This is a genomic window from Neorhizobium sp. CSC1952, from assembly GCF_030378245.1.
Lineage (GTDB): Bacteria > Pseudomonadota > Alphaproteobacteria > Rhizobiales > Rhizobiaceae > Neorhizobium > Neorhizobium oryzae_A.
Map to the genome: position 1 here is coordinate 3,595,469 of NZ_CP128416.1, position 15,191 is coordinate 3,610,659.

Sequence of the window (15,191 nt, forward strand, 5' to 3'; positions counted from 1 at the left end):
TCCTCGTTGCGCTGAGGGGGAGCTTATCGCAAGACGTGCTGGTGAAAAAGCTCAGTCGAACAAACTGGAGACGGAGGATTCCATCGCCGTGCGGTTGATCGCCTCGCCGAGCAGGTTGGCGGTGGTGATGACGCGGATGTTGTGCGCGGACTGCACCGCGGTCGTCGGCTGGATGGAATCGGTGATCACCAGCTCGCGCAGCTTCGAGGCGGCGATGCGGGTGACGGCGCCGCCGGAAAGAACGCCGTGGGTGATGTAGGCGGTGACGCTGGTGGCGCCGTTCTTGAGCAGCGCCTCGGCGGCGTTGCAGAGCGTGCCGCCGGAATCGACGATGTCGTCGATCAGCAGGCAATCCTTACCTTCCACTTCGCCGATGACGTTCATCACCTCGGATTCGCCGGCGCGTTCGCGGCGCTTGTCGACGATGGCGAGCTGACAGTCGATGCGCTTGGCCAGCGCGCGGGCACGGACCACGCCGCCCACGTCCGGCGAGACCACCATGACGTTGTTGAGGTCGTAGTGTTCCTTGACGTCGCGGGCGAGGATCGGCACCGCGAAGAGATTGTCGGTCGGGATGTCGAAGAAGCCCTGGATCTGGCCGGCATGCAGGTCGAGGGTCAGCACGCGGTCGGCGCCGGCCTCGGTGATCAGGTTGGCGACGAGCTTTGCCGAGATCGGCGTGCGGGGACCGGCCTTGCGGTCCTGTCGGGCATAGCCGAAATAGGGGAGCACGGCCGTGATGCGCTTGGCCGAGGATCGGCGAAACGCGTCGATCATGATCAGCAGTTCCATCAGGTGGTCGTTGGTCGGGAACGACGTGGACTGGATGATGAAGACATCCTCGCCGCGCACATTTTCCTGAATTTCAACGAAGATTTCCTGATCTGCAAACCGCCTGACGCTGGCTTTTCCGACTGGAACATTGAGATAGCTGCAGATCGCGTCGGCAAGGTGCCTGTTCGAATTGCCTGCGAAAACCTTCATTGCGGTCCGCCTGTTTTGAAGCTGGATGGGCGCCTTTTACCGCCGCCGCCTTCGAATGCAATAGCGTTTTGCGCCTCACCACGGTTTTTTATGAAGAAACTGTGACCGGCAGCGTCCGCGCGCAATCCTATCCCGGCCGGGTCCTTTGCCAGCTCAGATAGTCCTGGATCGTCTTCGCGGCGATCGTCTCCATGGTCGAGGCGGGCACGGCCGCCCACGGGTCCTCGCCGTTTGCCGGCACGCTTTCCTGTCCCTGCATGCGATGAAGGCGGGAGCCGGAGCCGTCGAGAATATCCCAGACATAGACGATGGTGACCTTGCCGCTGTCGGCGAAAGCGGAGAAATATCCCTTCAGGATATGCTGCGTGCTGGCATCGCCCGACGGCCGGATGACGAGCCCGTTGGCGCGCGCTTCAGCGCCGAGTTCACGCGACAGGGGCGTCACCGCCTGGACGGGCGCGCCGATGATCGGCAGGAAACGGATCGTGCCGGAGCCGGATGGCGGCAATGCCGCCTGTTGGGCCGCTTGTTGGGCCGCTTGCTGGCCCTGCTGCTGGCCCGGCTGCTGGCCCGGCTGCTGGGAAGAGGCGGCTCCTGCCGCAGGCTGCTGCTCCTGACCATTCCATTGCGGCGGCGGGCCGGAAGAGGAGGGCGATACGGCGCTGCCGGATTCCAGCGCGCGGGCCTGGGCTTCCAGCGTGTTCTGCGGCCCAAGCCGGTAGCCGCCCTGCTGTGCAGCGCCGCTGTTGCCATAGGTCTCCGGCTGCTGCGAACGTGCCATACGGTCGGTATCGGCCTGGGTGACGGGCGTCGAAGATCTCGAGCCGCTCCCGACCTCCGCCTGCGGCGTCAGCGCCTCCGTCGTATTGCAGGCGGAAAGAGCGGCCGCGAGCAGGGCAACGGAAAACAACCTTCCGAAAAGCCGCATGCCTGCCTCCTTCCGTAGATTCCCAGATGCGGGAACTTAGAATTGGCTTTCGGACGCTGTCAATTGCCGGTTTTGACGCGTGCTCAGCGCTGAATGAGGTCCAGGCTGTGGCGGGAAAGCGGTTGCGGGTCGCCGTCGGTCGTCAGATAGGTATGGCCGAGGGTCATGGCCGCGCCGCTGTCGGAATCCATGATGATCATGTGCACGAAGAGCGTCATGTCGCTCAAGATTTCCTGCGGATTGCCGAAATGGAACATCTGGTGCTCCATCCAGGAAGGCGAGAAGCGGGCGCCCAGCGAATAGCCGCAGGCGTTGAGGCGATGGCGCGACAGGCCCCGCTCGTCGAGGATGCGGGCATGGGTGTCGAAGACGTCGCCGAAGGTATGGCCGGGACGCAGCACCTCTTCGATCGCCTGGATGGTTTCGCGGCAGGCCTTGTAGAGTTCGCGATGGCGAAGCGACGGTTCGCCGATGACGACGGTTCGCATCATCGCCGCATGATAATGTGCGGCGGCGCCGGCCCATTCCAGCGTCAGCTGGTCGGTCGCGTCGAGCTTGCGGCGGCCCGCCTTGTAGCGGCAGAGCAGGGCATCGGCGCCCGAGCCGATGATGAACTCGTTGGCGGGATAGTCGCCGCCTCCCAGAAAGACCGCGCCCTGCATGGCGGCGAGGATCTCCGCCTCGTCGCCGCCGGCCCTGATGAGGGGAAGTGCCGCATCGAGCGCGTCGTCCGCAAGCTCGGCGGCGCGTTTCGCATAGGCGATCTCGGCGGGACTTTTGACGAGGCGCAGCATACTGACGAGATAGGAGGCGTCGCTGATCTGGCCGAAGGTGGCGAGCTGGTTGTCGATGAGGCGGGCGACGCGGCCCGTCATGCCGTGCGTGTCGTATTCGACGCCGATCTTTGCGCCGAGCAGGTCCATGTCGCTCAGGAGGTTCTTGAGGTCGAGCGTCGGATCGGCATTGACGCGATCGACCCACACCACGATGTTCTCGACGATCGAGGTATGGCGGGCCTGGCGCAGGTCGGCGGAGCGGGTGAGCAATGTCATCGTCCCGTCGGCCTTGACCACCAGGGTCTGGAAGAAGCAGTAGCCGAAGGTGTCGTAGCCCGTCAGCCAGTACATGCTTTCCTGGGCGAAGAGCAGGAGCGCGTCGAGCTTTTCGGCGCGCATCCTCTCCGTCAGCCGCGCGAGGCGGTCGGCATATTCGCTCCTCTCGAAATGCAGGGCCATGTTATTCCTCCCTCATCGAAATCGCTGAAATCTGGCGGCCGTAATCCGGCTCCCGGGCATGGGTGGTGCGGCGGTAGGAGAAAAACCGCTCGGCGTCCGGATAGGTGTCGAGGCCGAGGTTCTCGGCCCGCACGCCCGCCGCCGTCAGCCGGCTTATCGTCAGAGACGGCAGGTCGAACATGGCGTGCCCCGGTTTGGGAGACGGCGTGAAGAAGGCCTCGTAGGAGGGATCGTGGCCAAGGAAGCGCTCCACGAATTCCGGGCCTACCTCGTAGCTGTCGGGACCGATCGAGGGGCCGAGGACGGCGGTGATCTTTTCGCGGACGGCGCCGAGCGAGATCATTGCCTCGACGGTGTTTTCGAGCACGCCTGTGAGCGCGCCCTTCCAGCCGGCATGGGCGGCGCCGATCACGCCGTTCTCGCCATCGGCAAACAGGATGGGGCCGCAATCTGCGGAGAGGACGCCGAGCGCCACGCCGGGCGCCTTCGTCACCATGGCGTCGACCTTTGGTCGCTCTTGGGGCCGCTCGCCGGCATAGGTCTCGTCGACCACCAGGACATCAGGCGAATGGACCTGGTGGACGGTCGCGAGCTTTTCGAGCGGCAGGTCAAACCAGGCGGCGACGCGGGTGCGGTTTTCCATCACCCTTTCACGGTCGTCGCCCGAGCCGACGCCGACATTGAGGCCGGCATAAAGGCCTTCCGAGACCCCGCCCTTCCGGGTGAAGAAGCCGTGCCGGATGCGGCTGCCGGCCCTCTCGTTCAGCAGGGGGCTCTCGATCGGCGTCGGCAAGGGAATTTCCTGCATCGGCGTTATCTATCCTGTTGATTTCGAGAGGTTTTATGCAAGCGCTGGAAAACTGCCGGCTGCTTCGGTCCAGCGCGAGAGTGGCGCAAGGGAAGGGCGGATGTCAATCGGTGTATGATTTGATGTCGTCATTCGCATGCCCCCCTCTGGCCTGCCGGCCATCTCCCCCACAGGTGGGGAGATCGGCTGGGCGCATTGGTTTCCCCAAGCAACCAGCGAACCCGGACGCCCGACAAGCGGTGGTTGGGCGGGAAGAGCATGCCTCTTACCGATCTCCCCCCTTGTGGGGGAGATGGCCGGCAGGCCAGAGGGGGATAATTTGCGGCGCGTTGTCACTCCACCGCCCGAAACGGCATCAAATTCAGCGCCGGGCTCGAAACCGCGATGACCTTGAAGAGCTCACCCATCTTGCCGGCACCTTCGCCGGCCAGGCGATCGACCGCGGCGGCGATGAGCCGCTGTTCGGCGGGTTCCTTGTCCTTCGAAAGGGCCGCGGCGCGTTCGGCGAGGCCGAGGCCATAGAGGAATTCGCCCTGCCGCAGGCCGCCGTTCAGATGCACGCCCGCGGAAAGCGCCACCTTGGCGAGGTCCTCGAAATCCACATGGCTCGTCAGGTCCGCCTCGCCCGGATGGGCAAGCGGGGTATCGAAATCATGGTTGCGCATCGCCTGCAGCGTGTCGCCGAAGCCGGTGACCATATGGCCGTAGTCGATGATGACAGCCGTGCCGCCGGAGGCCTTCAGCCGGTCGCAGAGGGTCTGCATGACCGCCTGGCGGGCGGGCGCCGTTTCGAAGATCGTGCCGTCGGGGATCGACGCCGCGGGCGAGGGCAGGAGGGCGGGATCGAGCGTCGCGACACCGGCGGCGAAGGTCAGTTCGCCCGCCGCGTCGAGGCCGACGAGGCGCTCGCGGAATCCGGTTGGCGTCCTGACGAACTGACGGATCGGGATCGCGTCGAAAAGCTCGTTGGCGGCGATCAGCGTGAAGCCTTCCGGCACGTCCTCGAAACTGTCGTGCCAGGCGATCTTGGTGGAGAATGCCTCGAGCGTCACGCGCTGCACGCCGCGCAGCCGCTCACTGGTCTCGACCAGATGGACGTTCAGTCCTTCGAAGAGCGGCAGGGCGATCCGTTTGATCACGCGCAGCATGTCGGCCATCATCGTGCCGCGGCCGGGACCGATCTCCACCAGCCGGACGGCGGAAGGCGTGCCGTGGCGCTGCCAGGCATGCACCATGAAGACGCCGACCATCTCGCCGAAGAGCTGGCTGATCTCCGGCGCGGTGATGAAATCCCCATGCCGGCCGAAGGGCTCGCGGGTGCGGTAGTAGCCGTGTTCCGGGTCGGCGAGGCAGAGCGCGAAATAATCCGTGACGCTGATCGGGCCATTCGCCCGGATCAGGGTCTTGATCTTGTCGGCGAGGGGCGTGCTCACGGGCTGCTCTCCGCTTACGCCTTCGCTGAGGCGGCTGACGCCGCAGCACGGGCGCGGAAAATGGCCCAGAGCCCGACGGCGATCATCGGCAGCGAAAGCACCATGCCCATGGTAAGCCAATTGGTGCCGAGCAGATAGCCGAGCTGCGCATCCGGTTCGCGGAAGAATTCCACGAAGATGCGGGCCAGCGCGTAACCGCAGACGAAAGTGCCGGAGACGGTGCCCGGAACCTTCAGCGCCTTGAAGCGGAAGATCATCAGAGCGAGCACCAGAACCAGCACGATGCCTTCGAGCCCCGCTTCGTAAAGCTGGCTCGGATGACGGGCGAACGGTCCGCCGGTCGGGAAGACGACGGCCCAGGGCATCGAGCTCAGGCGGCCCCAGAGCTCGCCGTTGATGAAATTGGCAATGCGGCCGAAGAACAGCCCGAAGGGCACGACGGCCGCGACCGTGTCGAACATGCTCCAGACCGGAATGCCGTTGCGCCGGGCGAAGATAACCATCGCGATCGTCGCGCCGAGGAAGCCGCCGTGGAAGGACATGCCGCCGTTCCAGATCTCGATCGCCCGGATGGGGTTTTCGGCGACGGCGGCCAGATCGTAGAAGAATATGTAGCCGATGCGCCCCCCGAGAACGATGCCGGCCGCGACCCAGACGAGGAAGTCGTCCAGATGGGCGGCGGTGATCGGCGACTGCCCGCCTCTCCAGAGCGAGCCGTTTGCCGCCAGCCGGCGCGCATAGAGCCAGCCGAGCAGGATGCCGGCGACATAGGCCAGGCCGTACCAATGGACGGCAAGCGGGCCTATGGAAAAGGCCACCGGATCGATATCCGGAAAGGGGATCAGAGCGAAAAGGTGAAGCGCTTCGTACAAGTTACAGGTTCTCGACCTAGCTAATCGTCGCGGAACATGGCGTTGCAGCCATCCCCGGTCAAGGCGAATCTCTTTGCAGGGTCGCGCCGACAGTGGATGATGCTTGCAAGCAGCCACGGCAGGCCCTACTTCACCTTCTTGGAGATTTAGCGGCCGCGCCTTCATGGACGCTTGGGCGGCCAGACATTTTTAGGAGTTGGAACCATGGCAACCGGGACGAACCGCATTCTCGACGATTTCGCACGGCTGATGACCGATGCCGCCGGCGCCGCCCAGGGCGTGCGCAAGGAGGTGGAGACCGCATTCCATGCTCAGGCCGAGCGGTTCCTGAACAGCATGGATGTGGTCAAGCGCGAGGAATTCGAGGCCGTGCGCGAGATGGCCGCCCGCGCCCGCGACGAGAACGAAGCCCTCAAGGCGCGCATCGAAGCGCTGGAGGCGAAGCTTTCGGGGCAGTGACGGCCGAGATGGTTCCGGGGGCCGGCTGAGGGCAGGGGCGGTTGAATGAACAAGACGAAAGTCATCCAGGACATTTCAGCCGCTCTTCGGAACGAACCGACGGTCAGGGCGCTGTTCCTCAGCGGCAGTTACGGCGCGGGAATAGAGGATTCCTACAGCGATATCGATTTCCTGGCGGTTTCCCGGGACGGTCCGACGGATGAGTTCGCCGCCCTCTGGCGCGAAGCCGTCGGCAGGGTAGGCGAAATCGTTCTCTGGTGGGACCGGCAGGCCAAGCCGATGCTGATCAACGCGATCACGGCGGATTGGCTGCGCATCGACGTGGAAATCGTGACGCCCGATCAGGTGGCCAGACGAACCGCAAGCGGTTTGAAGGCTCTGTTCGACCACGACCGGGTCCTGGAAGCATTGCCGCCGGCGCCTCAAAATGCCGGTCCGAATCCGGCGCGCATGAAGTGGCAGTTCGAAGAATTCATCCGGATCCTGGGCCTTCTGTCGCTCGCCATCGGCAGAGGGGAGTATCTCAACGGGATCACCGGCATCTTCCACCTCCGGAACCTTCTCACCGAACTTCTGATCGAGGAAACGGCGGCGCCCAACAGGGGAGGCGTGCTTCATCTCAACAGGCTGATCAGCGAGGAGCAGAAGAGCCTCCTCGCTGCCTTGCCCGTTCCTTCCCCGACAAGGGAATCGGTCATAGCCGCCAACCTTGCCTATGCGGAGGCCTATTTGCCGCGGGCGCGCAGGATGGCGCGGAAAATCGGCGTTGAGTGGCCCGAGCGGTTCGAAGCGGCAACGCGGGCTCACCTGCGGGAAGCTCTGGCGGTCGAGCTGCCTCCGAGCGCAACCTGAGGCTTGCTGTCAAAAAATTGATCCCCTGTGGACACTGGCAAAAAAGCCAGTGTCCAGAGTCGGTTATGACTCCCTCCTGATCCCGGTTGAGAAGAAGTTTCCAATGCGGATTGCGTAAAATCTTAAAGGAGGGGATGGCAGCCGGACTCGCTCTAGGTACACTGATTTTAAAGGATGATTCGAAACGGGTTGGTAAGGTCCAGACAGGGTGGCTGCGTTATTCTGGCGGCGTCGGACGATCATCTGCAGTGTTGTTCCCGGTTATTGTTCGCGTGTTTTGGCGTTTTATCCGCACGAATTCGCATTCATTCCGGTCAAGAAGGTGCCGCATGAGCCTTATGGAAATAGAAATCGAACGTCAGTCGAATCCGGTCGACATGATCGAGTTCGTCGCAGCCTCGAACGACTGGACGTTCGAACGATCGGGCGAGGACGAGATCGCCATGACCGTGGAGGGGCGCTGGGCCGATTACCACGTGTCCTTCTCCTGGATGGAGGAGTTCGAGGCGCTGCATCTGGCCTGCGCCTTCGACATCAAGGTTCCCGATGCCCGCGTCAACGAGGTCATCCGCCTGCTCTCGCATATCAACGGGCAGGTGCTGATGGGGCATTTCGACCTCTGGCGCCAGGAAGACGTCGTCATCTTCCGCCAGTCGCTTTTGCTTGCCGGCGGCGCCGAGCCGACCAACCAGCAGGTGGAAGTGCTGCTGTCGAGCGCGCTCGAAGCCTGCGAGGCCTATTATCAAGCCTTCCAGTTCGTCGTATGGTCGGGCATGGAGGCGAAGGCGGCCATGGATGCCGTCCTGTTCGAAACCGTGGGCGAAGCCTGATGACTTTGAGTCAGCTCGGATCGATCGTTCTCGTCGGCGCCGGCAATATGGGCGGCGCGATGCTTTCCGGCTGGCTGAAAACGGGTGTGCCCGGTGCGTCCGTCACGGTCGTCGACCCGTCGCCGTCGGAGGCGATGAAGGTGACGATCGCGGAGGCCGGCGCGCGGCACGTCTCCTCGCTGTCCGGCGGGCTTGTCCCCGACATTCTGTTCCTGGCGGTCAAGCCGCAGCTGATGGACGCGGTCCTGCCGCCGCTCAAATCCATCGTCGGAGCCAGGACGGTCGTCGTGTCCGTCGCAGCCGGCAAGACGCTTGCCTATCTGGAGAGCCATCTCGGCGACGCAGCCATGGTGCGCGCCATGCCGAACACGCCGGCCATGATCGGCCGCGGCGTGACCGGCGCCTATGCCAATCCCAAGGTCACCGATGCGCAGCGGAATGCCGTGCAATCGCTGCTGAGGGTCAGCGGGCCGGTGGAATGGGTGGCGAGCGAAGCGGATATCGATGCCGTCACCGCCGTTTCCGGCAGCGGCCCGGCCTATGTGTTCTATCTCGTCGAGTGCATGGCGGAAGCAGGCCGCAAGGCCGGCCTGCCGGCGGACCTCGCCATGCGGCTCGCGCGGGAAACTGTCTCGGGGGCTGGTGAGCTCCTGCACCAGTCCCCCGAAGACGCTTCCAGACTTCGCCAGAACGTGACTTCTCCCGGCGGCACGACGGCCGCGGCGCTTGCCGTGCTGATGGCCGGGGACGGGATGCAGCCGCTGTTCGACAAGGCGATCGCCGCCGCCCGCGAGCGGGCCGAAGAACTCGGACGTTGAGAGACTGCATGGCTGAGGAAACCGCCGAGGGCGACCGGAAGATCAGTTTCGCCGACTTCGAGAAAGTCGATATCCGCGTCGGCACGATCGTCGAGGCGGAGCCTTTCCCCGAAGCCCGCAAACCGGCGTTCAAGCTGAAGATCGATTTCGGCCCTGAAATCGGCATCAAGAAATCTTCGGCGCAGATCACCGTGCATTACACGCCGGAAACGCTGATCGGCCGGCAGGTGCTCGGCGTCGTCAACTTTCCGCCGCGGCAGATCGGACCGGCCCGCTCCGAAGTGCTCACCCTCGGCTTCGAGGACGAGAAGGGCGCGATCGTGCTGGCTGCCGTCGAACAGCCGGTGCCGAACGGCAGGAAGCTGATGTAGGCCGTGGTAACGGTCTAGCTTGTGACGCGCGACCGTCAGTGAATGTCGCGGCTTTCGACGTCGCTGAGGCTGAAGGAGCGGAATTCGGCTTCGAAACCCTCGCGCTGGGGCGAGCAGAGGGTCATGCCGACGGAGAGTTCGGTGAAATGCTGCGGGAAATAGGCGAGCCGCGCCATGCGCCAGTCCGGCTGCGTGTCGGTATGGTATTGGACGAAAAGGGCATCGCCCATGCGGGTGACCCGGATGGACATCTGCTCGAAATCGTCCGCCAGCCGGAAAGCGGACCAGTCCGAATGGCCGTTGGTCACGACCACGCTGAAATGGCGGGCGCCGTCGGTGAATTCGATGCCGCACTTCATCCAGTGCTTTTCGTCATGGCGGATCATCAGCCCGGCCTGGTCGTAGAGCGTCTCGTAGCGGCCGACGAAGGACGTTTCGGCCGTGAAATCGCCGGAGCGGCGCCGGTAGAGGAAATGGCCGCTGTCGCGATGGAAGCCGTAATAGGTGCCCTGCCAGAAATCGGTTTCCAGGCCCGACCGGACGGTCAGCCTGCCCTCCGTCTCGCGGCTTTCCGGCGGCGGGTTCAGCCAATGCATGTCGGAAAAATCGGTCGGCATCCGCTCCTCGGAAATGTCAGGCCGGCACGCGCACCACGGCGCGCAGACCGCCCTTGGGGCTGTCGGCAAGCGTCACGTTGCCGCCATGCGCGCGGGCGATGTCGCGGGCGATCGCAAGCCCGAGGCCGGTGCCGGACGCGTTCAGGTTACGGGCTTCGTCGAGCCGATAGAAGGGCTTGAAGACGTCTTCGCGCGCCTCCGGCGGGATGCCCGGGCCATCGTCGTCGAGGGTCAGCGTCAGCCATTTGGCACTGTGCCTGGCATCGATATGGAGATTGTCGGCGTAGCGTTCGCTGTTGGAGACGAGATTGCCGACGAGCCGGGTAAAGGCGTTGGGGCGCACGGCGATTTCGTCATCTCCCTCGATCTCGTAGGTCATGGTCTTGCCGCTCAGCGCAAAGTCAGAGCGCAGTTTTTCCAGGAGTTCGCTCAATCTGAGTTCGCCGAAATCTTCCTCGGCCTCGCCCTTGGCGAAGGCGAGATAGCCCTCCAGCATCGACTGCATGTCCTCGACGTCCTGGCTCATGCCGGCGAGCTCCGGCTTGTCGCCGGCAAGCGCGAGCTGCAGCCTGAAGCGGGTCAGGATCGTCCGGAGATCATGGCTGATGCCGGCGAGCATGGCGGTGCGCTGCTCCATCTGCCGCTCGATGCGCTCGCGCATCTGGATGAAGGCGAGGCCGGCGCGCCGGACCTCGTCGGCGCCGCGCGGCGAGAAACCCTCCGTCCTCTGGCCCTTGCCGAAGCTTTCGGCGGCGCGGGCAAGCGCCAGGATCGGCCGGATCTGGCCGCGCAGGAAGAGGATCGAGATGCCCACCAGCACCAGGGCGGTACCGACCATCCAGACCAGGAAGATGTGGGTGTTCGAGGCATAGGTCGAGCCGCGGCGGACAAAGACGCGCAGAACGCGGCTGTCGAGCTTGACGCGGATTTCGACGAGCCGGCTGGCGCCCACCGTATCGATCCAGAACGGCATCTGGATCTGGCGGTTGATCTGTTCGGCGAGGATGTCGTCGAGGATCGCGAAGAAGGGCCGCGGACGCGGCGGCGGCAACTGGCCATCTTCCTCCACCGCGATGGTGAGGTTCAGCGCGTCGTTCGCGATGCGGGTAATGGCATCGTAATTGGCGTCCTGAGGATAGGTCTTGATGACCTCGACGATGGCCGCGATATCGCGCACCGTGCCTTCCGAGAGGCGTTCGGTGACCATGCGCCAGTGCCGTTCCATGAAGACGGCCGCAACCACGCTCTGCAGGAGCAGCATGGGCAGGATCACGATCAGCAGCGAGCGGATATAAAGGCCGGTCGGCAGATGTCGGCGCAGCCAGCGGACGAAGGATCGCCAGCCCGGCAGGGCGAACCGGTCCATGTCGCGTTTCAGGGTATCGAAAAGTGCCATCCTGCCTTCCGTTTTTGCCCTGTCCTGCCGGGCTAATCGATGCTCAGCCGGTATCCGATGCCGCGCACCGTCTGGAGGTAGACCGGATTGGCGGGATCCTCCTCGATCTTACGCCGCAAACGGTTGATCTGCACGTCGATCGTACGCTCGCCGACCTCGGCGTCGTCGCCGATCAGCTCGTGACGGGGAATGGTGTCGCCGGCGCGCAGCGCAAAGAGCAGCATGATCTCCTGTTCGCGGTCGGTAAGCCGTATGGTTTCGGCCGCCTTGCGCAATTCCTTGCGGGGGATCGAGAAGGTGAAGGGACCGAAAATGACCTGCTCGATCTTCGGCGTATCGGGAGAGGAACTGCGGCGCAGGATGTTGTTGATGCGCAGGACCAGTTCGCGCGGATCGAAAGGCTTGGAGAGGTAGTCGTCCGCGCCGGCCTCGAGGCCGGCAATGCGCGATTCCGCTTCGGCGCGGGCCGTCAGCAGGATCACCGGAATGGTCTTCCTCTCGTAGAGCGTCTCGGTGAGGGAAAGGCCGGATTCGCCCGGCATCATCACGTCGAGGATGATCAGATCGAAATGCAGGCCTTCGAGCTTGCGGCGCGCTTCCGCCGCGTCGCCTGCGACGGTGACGCGGAAGCCCTGTTCCATCAGATAGCGGTTCAGGAGGTCGCGGATGCGGGTGTCGTCGTCGACCACGAGAAGGTGGGGCGCATCGTCCGAAAGGGGCGTTTTCGTCATCTGTTCAATCCAACCGGGGTTCAGTCCAACTCGCTTTCGATAGGCTCGAGATTCTCGTCGCGCCCGCGCATGCGGCGCAGAAATTCCTTCACCGAGGCCCGCATCTCCGGCGTCATATCCTCCATGGCGTGAGCGATACGGCGCGATTGCGGCTCGGAAAGGGCGAGTGCCAATTCGCGGCCGGCGAGCGTCGGATAGAGCCTGCGCTGGCGGCGGTCCTTGGCACCGGCCATCTGGCGAATATAGCCGGATTCGATCAGTTGTTTGAGTACGCGCGCAAGGCTCTGCTTGGTGATCTGCAGGGTGTCGAGAAGGTCGGTGACCATCATGCCCGGCTGGCGGCAGACGAAATAGACGACGCGGTGATGGGCGCGGCCCATGCCGATCTTGGCGAGGATCGCATCCGGATCGGATACGAAATCGCGGTAAGCGAAGAAAAGCAATTCGATGGTCTCGAAGTCGATCTGGGCTTCGTCGACCGCCGGCATCGGCGGCAGGACCTTCTTGACGGCTCTTCCCGTCGTTGCGCGCGACACTCGCGTTTCCTTTCCCTCAAGGCCCCTCGGCGGCGGCCGAAGCTCTTCCAACACCGAAGCATTATTAGACGTCCGCCTGTGATAAAACGCGAACAGCTTGAACAATCAACAGCATTTCTTGAGGGAGAGGCGGGCGGGCTGCACGCGCGAGATGAAAAGGGCGCCGGATGAGGGCGCCCTTTTCGGTGTCGTTCAATCGTAGATATGCACGATGCGGCGGGTGCCCGGATCGACGAGCACCGGCCGGTCGTTGACGACCACATAGTCGTAATCGTAGTCGGGCACTTCGCGGATCACGACATCCGGCGGAAGCGTCGCGCCGACGACGACCTCATTGCGGACGCGGATCGGCTCGGCCGGATGCTGCTCGATATACCGGATGACCGTATCCGGCGGCTCGACCATTTCGACCGAGCCGACCGGGCCGAGCAGGACGTCGCCGGGGCCGGGAACCGGGGCCGGCGGAGCGACGCCCGCCGTCGTCTCGTAGGTGACGGTCGGCACCTCGTAACGGCTGCGATACTCCTGGACCACGACAGGCGTGCCGTTCTCCCGGATGGTCAGGTATTCGGCGAATACCCAGCCGCGCATGCCGTTGACTTCGATGCGGCACCAGCTGCTGCCTTCGAGGCAACCGTCCATCATGGCCGGGCTGCCGCGGGTCGCGAGGCCGATTTCGGGATAATCCTCACCGGGGCCGGAGCGTACGGTGATATCCGACGCGGTCGTGGTGGCCATCTGAGCCTCGGCGGGCAGGGCGAGCGCCGAAAGGACCGCACCGAGACCGAGACATTTCAACCAAGTCGTCATGGATCTTCTCCTCATGTTGACTGGCGGGGAAACCCTTCCGTGCCCCGGTGGTTCCGCGGAACAGGGGCGGTTTCTTCAAATTGTGGCGGGCGGGTCACAGGTGGGAAAGGGCATGGAACCTTTGTGCGCGATGTCCATTGATCCAGCCAAATACATCGGAGAGGACATCAATGACTGCCCAGACTTTTTCCGCGCTGCCTCCCATTGCCGCCGAGGCCAAGGCGCCGGCCAATCCCCTGAAAGGCGTGCTGATCACCGTCTTCGCGCTCAAGATCGTGGTTTCCGCATTCCTGCTCGCGACCGTTTCGCTCGCGCCGCCGCTTTCCCTCGACGAACGTCCTCAAGTCGCGGCCAATTGATTTTTTGGGGCTGAAATACCTTCCGTTTCCCTTTATACCCCCGGCTGACCCTATCACTTTGGCCGAGGCATCATGGGCAAGTTACAGGCCGGCATCATTCCGGTTACGCCATTCCAGCAGAATTGCACGATCCTCTTCGACGACGAGACCAAGGACGGCGTTGTCATCGATCCGGGCGGCGATGTGCCGACGATCCTTCAGGTCGTCAAGGAAAACGGCATAACGCTGAAGGAAATCTGGCTGACGCACGGGCATATCGACCACGCCGGCGGCGCGGCGGAACTCAGCGAAGCGCTCGGGGTCGACGTGGTCGGCCCGCATGAGGCGGACCTGCCGCTGCTGCAGCGGCTGGAGACGCAGGCCGAAAAGTTCGGCGTGAAGATGGCGGCGCGCAACCTCGTGCCGGACCGCTGGCTCAACGAGGGCGATACCGTCGCGTTCGGCGACCATGTCTTCGAGGTCTTTCATTGTCCGGGTCACGCGCCCGGCCACGTGATCTTCTACAACCGCAACCAGAAATTCGCGCATCTCGGCGACGTTCTGTTCAACGGCTCGATAGGGCGGACCGATCTGCCCGGCGGCGATCACGAGACGCTGCTCGCCTCGATCCGCGACAAGGTCCTGCCGCTCGGCGACGAGGTCGGTTTCATCTGCGGCCATGGTCCGGGAAGCCGGATCGGCGACGAACGGCGGAGCAATCCTTTCCTGCGCGGCCTCTGAGAGACCGTCGCCAAGGCTCCAAAAGAAAAAAACCCGGCATGCCTGCCGGGCTTCAACTCGAATGGAAAGCCTCTAAGGGGCTTAACCGGCGATCTGCAGGTTGACGGCCTTGGGGCCTTTGCCGCGACGATCCGGTTCCGTGTCGAAGCTTACCTTCTGGTTTTCTGACAGTCCGGACAGGCCGGAAGCCTGTACGGCAGAGATATGGACAAAGATATCGGCGCCACCACTATCTGGCTTGATGAAGCCGAAGCCCTTGTCGGTATTGAAGAATTTAACGGTGCCAGTTTCGGCCATGCAGCAGGTCCTTTTCTCTCTGTCCGTGTTCAGCGGCGGACAGCATCACAGTGTTGCCCCGAAGGGCGGTGGCAGGCAGCTTTAAGAAAGGGGCCCTGTCTTTACCGCGGCGACCGGCAGGAATAGCTTTGAAAA

At 63.7% G+C, this 15,191-nt stretch carries 19 protein-coding genes; 7 read left to right on the forward strand and 12 right to left on the reverse strand.

Annotation, left to right across the window (positions count from 1 at the left end):
* Positions 1-51 precede the first annotated feature (51 nt).
* The 6 genes from QTA58_RS17510 to lgt form a co-directional block, all read right to left on the reverse strand.
* On the reverse strand, positions 52-984 hold the full coding sequence (locus tag QTA58_RS17510) for a ribose-phosphate pyrophosphokinase (protein WP_085424920.1): 933 nt from the start codon (positions 982-984) through the stop codon (positions 52-54).
* A gap of 127 nt (positions 985-1,111) precedes the next feature.
* A complete protein-coding gene (locus tag QTA58_RS17515) occupies positions 1,112-1,912 on the reverse strand; it encodes a hypothetical protein (RefSeq protein ID WP_289669810.1) in 801 nt (266 codons plus the stop codon).
* Positions 1,913-1,995: 83 nt separating this feature from the next.
* The gene (locus QTA58_RS17520; protein ID WP_085424918.1) at positions 1,996-3,147 is read right to left on the reverse strand and encodes a Xaa-Pro peptidase family protein; all 1,152 of its coding nucleotides are present in this window, start codon (positions 3,145-3,147) and stop codon (positions 1,996-1,998) included.
* A gap of 1 nt (position 3,148) precedes the next feature.
* Positions 3,149-3,955, reverse strand: a complete 807-nt coding sequence (gene pgeF, locus QTA58_RS17525) for a peptidoglycan editing factor PgeF (protein WP_289669813.1) — start codon at positions 3,953-3,955, stop codon at positions 3,149-3,151.
* 332 nt (positions 3,956-4,287) lie between these two features.
* On the reverse strand, positions 4,288-5,388 hold the full coding sequence (locus QTA58_RS17530; protein WP_289669815.1) for a class I SAM-dependent methyltransferase: 1,101 nt from the start codon (positions 5,386-5,388) through the stop codon (positions 4,288-4,290).
* A 14-nt stretch (positions 5,389-5,402) separates the two neighbouring features.
* Complete coding sequence (gene lgt / locus QTA58_RS17535) at positions 5,403-6,260, reverse strand: prolipoprotein diacylglyceryl transferase (protein ID WP_289669817.1); 858 nt, start codon at positions 6,258-6,260, stop codon at positions 5,403-5,405.
* Between the two features lie 204 nt (positions 6,261-6,464).
* Here lgt and QTA58_RS17540 point away from each other — a divergent pair, with 204 nt between their 5' ends.
* The 5 genes from QTA58_RS17540 to QTA58_RS17560 all read left to right on the forward strand — a co-directional run bounded on the left by QTA58_RS17540 (position 6,465) and on the right by QTA58_RS17560 (position 9,590).
* A complete protein-coding gene (locus QTA58_RS17540; RefSeq protein ID WP_085424914.1) occupies positions 6,465-6,719 on the forward strand; it encodes an accessory factor UbiK family protein in 255 nt (84 codons plus the stop codon).
* A gap of 45 nt (positions 6,720-6,764) precedes the next feature.
* Positions 6,765-7,571 carry a nucleotidyltransferase domain-containing protein gene (locus QTA58_RS17545; RefSeq protein ID WP_289669819.1) on the forward strand — a complete coding sequence of 269 codons (807 nt, stop codon included), beginning with the start codon at positions 6,765-6,767 and terminating at the stop codon, positions 7,569-7,571.
* A gap of 329 nt (positions 7,572-7,900) precedes the next feature.
* Positions 7,901-8,401: a YbjN domain-containing protein gene (locus tag QTA58_RS17550; RefSeq protein ID WP_085424912.1), complete on the forward strand. Its 501-nt coding sequence runs from the start codon at positions 7,901-7,903 to the stop codon at positions 8,399-8,401.
* Positions 8,401-9,219: a pyrroline-5-carboxylate reductase gene (gene proC, locus QTA58_RS17555; RefSeq protein WP_085424911.1), complete on the forward strand. Its 819-nt coding sequence runs from the start codon at positions 8,401-8,403 to the stop codon at positions 9,217-9,219. The genes QTA58_RS17550 and proC overlap by 1 nt, the downstream gene beginning before the upstream one ends.
* Before the next feature lie 8 nt (positions 9,220-9,227).
* A complete protein-coding gene (locus tag QTA58_RS17560) occupies positions 9,228-9,590 on the forward strand; it encodes a tRNA-binding protein (RefSeq protein ID WP_289669822.1) in 363 nt (120 codons plus the stop codon).
* Between the two features lie 35 nt (positions 9,591-9,625).
* Here QTA58_RS17560 and QTA58_RS17565 read toward each other — a convergent pair whose 3' ends face one another.
* The 5 genes from QTA58_RS17565 to QTA58_RS17585 form a co-directional block, all read right to left on the reverse strand.
* The gene (locus QTA58_RS17565; RefSeq protein ID WP_289669823.1) at positions 9,626-10,207 is read right to left on the reverse strand and encodes a DUF1349 domain-containing protein; all 582 of its coding nucleotides are present in this window, start codon (positions 10,205-10,207) and stop codon (positions 9,626-9,628) included.
* A 16-nt stretch (positions 10,208-10,223) separates the two neighbouring features.
* Complete coding sequence (locus QTA58_RS17570) at positions 10,224-11,603, reverse strand: ATP-binding protein (protein WP_289669825.1); 1,380 nt, start codon at positions 11,601-11,603, stop codon at positions 10,224-10,226.
* A gap of 32 nt (positions 11,604-11,635) precedes the next feature.
* Positions 11,636-12,334, reverse strand: a complete 699-nt coding sequence (locus QTA58_RS17575; RefSeq protein ID WP_085424907.1) for a response regulator transcription factor — start codon at positions 12,332-12,334, stop codon at positions 11,636-11,638.
* 20 nt (positions 12,335-12,354) lie between these two features.
* The gene (locus QTA58_RS17580) at positions 12,355-12,822 is read right to left on the reverse strand and encodes a MarR family transcriptional regulator (RefSeq protein WP_143531814.1); all 468 of its coding nucleotides are present in this window, start codon (positions 12,820-12,822) and stop codon (positions 12,355-12,357) included.
* A 240-nt stretch (positions 12,823-13,062) separates the two neighbouring features.
* Positions 13,063-13,680 (reverse strand): DUF1236 domain-containing protein, encoded by a 618-nt coding sequence (locus QTA58_RS17585; protein ID WP_289669826.1) that lies wholly within the window; start codon positions 13,678-13,680, stop codon positions 13,063-13,065.
* Between the two features lie 170 nt (positions 13,681-13,850).
* Here QTA58_RS17585 and QTA58_RS17590 point away from each other — a divergent pair, with 170 nt between their 5' ends.
* Both QTA58_RS17590 and QTA58_RS17595 read left to right on the forward strand, forming a co-directional pair.
* Positions 13,851-14,039, forward strand: a complete 189-nt coding sequence (locus QTA58_RS17590) for a hypothetical protein (protein WP_289669828.1) — start codon at positions 13,851-13,853, stop codon at positions 14,037-14,039.
* 72 nt (positions 14,040-14,111) lie between these two features.
* Positions 14,112-14,759 carry an MBL fold metallo-hydrolase gene (locus QTA58_RS17595; RefSeq protein ID WP_289669830.1) on the forward strand — a complete coding sequence of 216 codons (648 nt, stop codon included), beginning with the start codon at positions 14,112-14,114 and terminating at the stop codon, positions 14,757-14,759.
* 81 nt (positions 14,760-14,840) lie between these two features.
* On the opposite strand, the gene QTA58_RS17600 is transcribed toward QTA58_RS17595, so the two are convergent.
* On the reverse strand, positions 14,841-15,056 hold the full coding sequence (locus QTA58_RS17600; protein ID WP_085424902.1) for a cold-shock protein: 216 nt from the start codon (positions 15,054-15,056) through the stop codon (positions 14,841-14,843).
* Positions 15,057-15,191: the final 135 nt, after the last annotated feature.

Bases quoted from the DNA above. Each gene is read 5' to 3' on its own strand.
- pgeF (WP_289669813.1), bottom strand. From the start codon at position 3,955: ATGCAGGAAATTCCCTTGCCGACGCCGATCGAGAGCCCCCTGCTGAAC.
- QTA58_RS17515 (WP_289669810.1), bottom strand. From the start codon at position 1,912: ATGCGGCTTTTCGGAAGGTTGTTTTCCGTTGCCCTGCTCGCGGCCGCT.
- QTA58_RS17585 (WP_289669826.1), bottom strand. From the start codon at position 13,680: ATGACGACTTGGTTGAAATGTCTCGGTCTCGGTGCGGTCCTTTCGGCG.
- QTA58_RS17510 (WP_085424920.1), bottom strand. From the start codon at position 984: ATGAAGGTTTTCGCAGGCAATTCGAACAGGCACCTTGCCGACGCGATC.
- QTA58_RS17600 (WP_085424902.1), bottom strand. From the start codon at position 15,056: ATGGCCGAAACTGGCACCGTTAAATTCTTCAATACCGACAAGGGCTTC.
- QTA58_RS17580 (WP_143531814.1), bottom strand. From the start codon at position 12,822: ATGCCGGCGGTCGACGAAGCCCAGATCGACTTCGAGACCATCGAATTG.
- QTA58_RS17545 (WP_289669819.1), top strand. From the start codon at position 6,765: ATGAACAAGACGAAAGTCATCCAGGACATTTCAGCCGCTCTTCGGAAC.
- QTA58_RS17540 (WP_085424914.1), top strand. From the start codon at position 6,465: ATGGCAACCGGGACGAACCGCATTCTCGACGATTTCGCACGGCTGATG.
- QTA58_RS17590 (WP_289669828.1), top strand. From the start codon at position 13,851: ATGACTGCCCAGACTTTTTCCGCGCTGCCTCCCATTGCCGCCGAGGCC.
- proC (WP_085424911.1), top strand. From the start codon at position 8,401: ATGACTTTGAGTCAGCTCGGATCGATCGTTCTCGTCGGCGCCGGCAAT.
- QTA58_RS17565 (WP_289669823.1), bottom strand. From the start codon at position 10,207: ATGCCGACCGATTTTTCCGACATGCATTGGCTGAACCCGCCGCCGGAA.
- QTA58_RS17595 (WP_289669830.1), top strand. From the start codon at position 14,112: ATGGGCAAGTTACAGGCCGGCATCATTCCGGTTACGCCATTCCAGCAG.
- QTA58_RS17550 (WP_085424912.1), top strand. From the start codon at position 7,901: ATGAGCCTTATGGAAATAGAAATCGAACGTCAGTCGAATCCGGTCGAC.
- QTA58_RS17575 (WP_085424907.1), bottom strand. From the start codon at position 12,334: ATGACGAAAACGCCCCTTTCGGACGATGCGCCCCACCTTCTCGTGGTC.
- QTA58_RS17560 (WP_289669822.1), top strand. From the start codon at position 9,228: ATGGCTGAGGAAACCGCCGAGGGCGACCGGAAGATCAGTTTCGCCGAC.
- QTA58_RS17570 (WP_289669825.1), bottom strand. From the start codon at position 11,603: ATGGCACTTTTCGATACCCTGAAACGCGACATGGACCGGTTCGCCCTG.
- QTA58_RS17520 (WP_085424918.1), bottom strand. From the start codon at position 3,147: ATGGCCCTGCATTTCGAGAGGAGCGAATATGCCGACCGCCTCGCGCGG.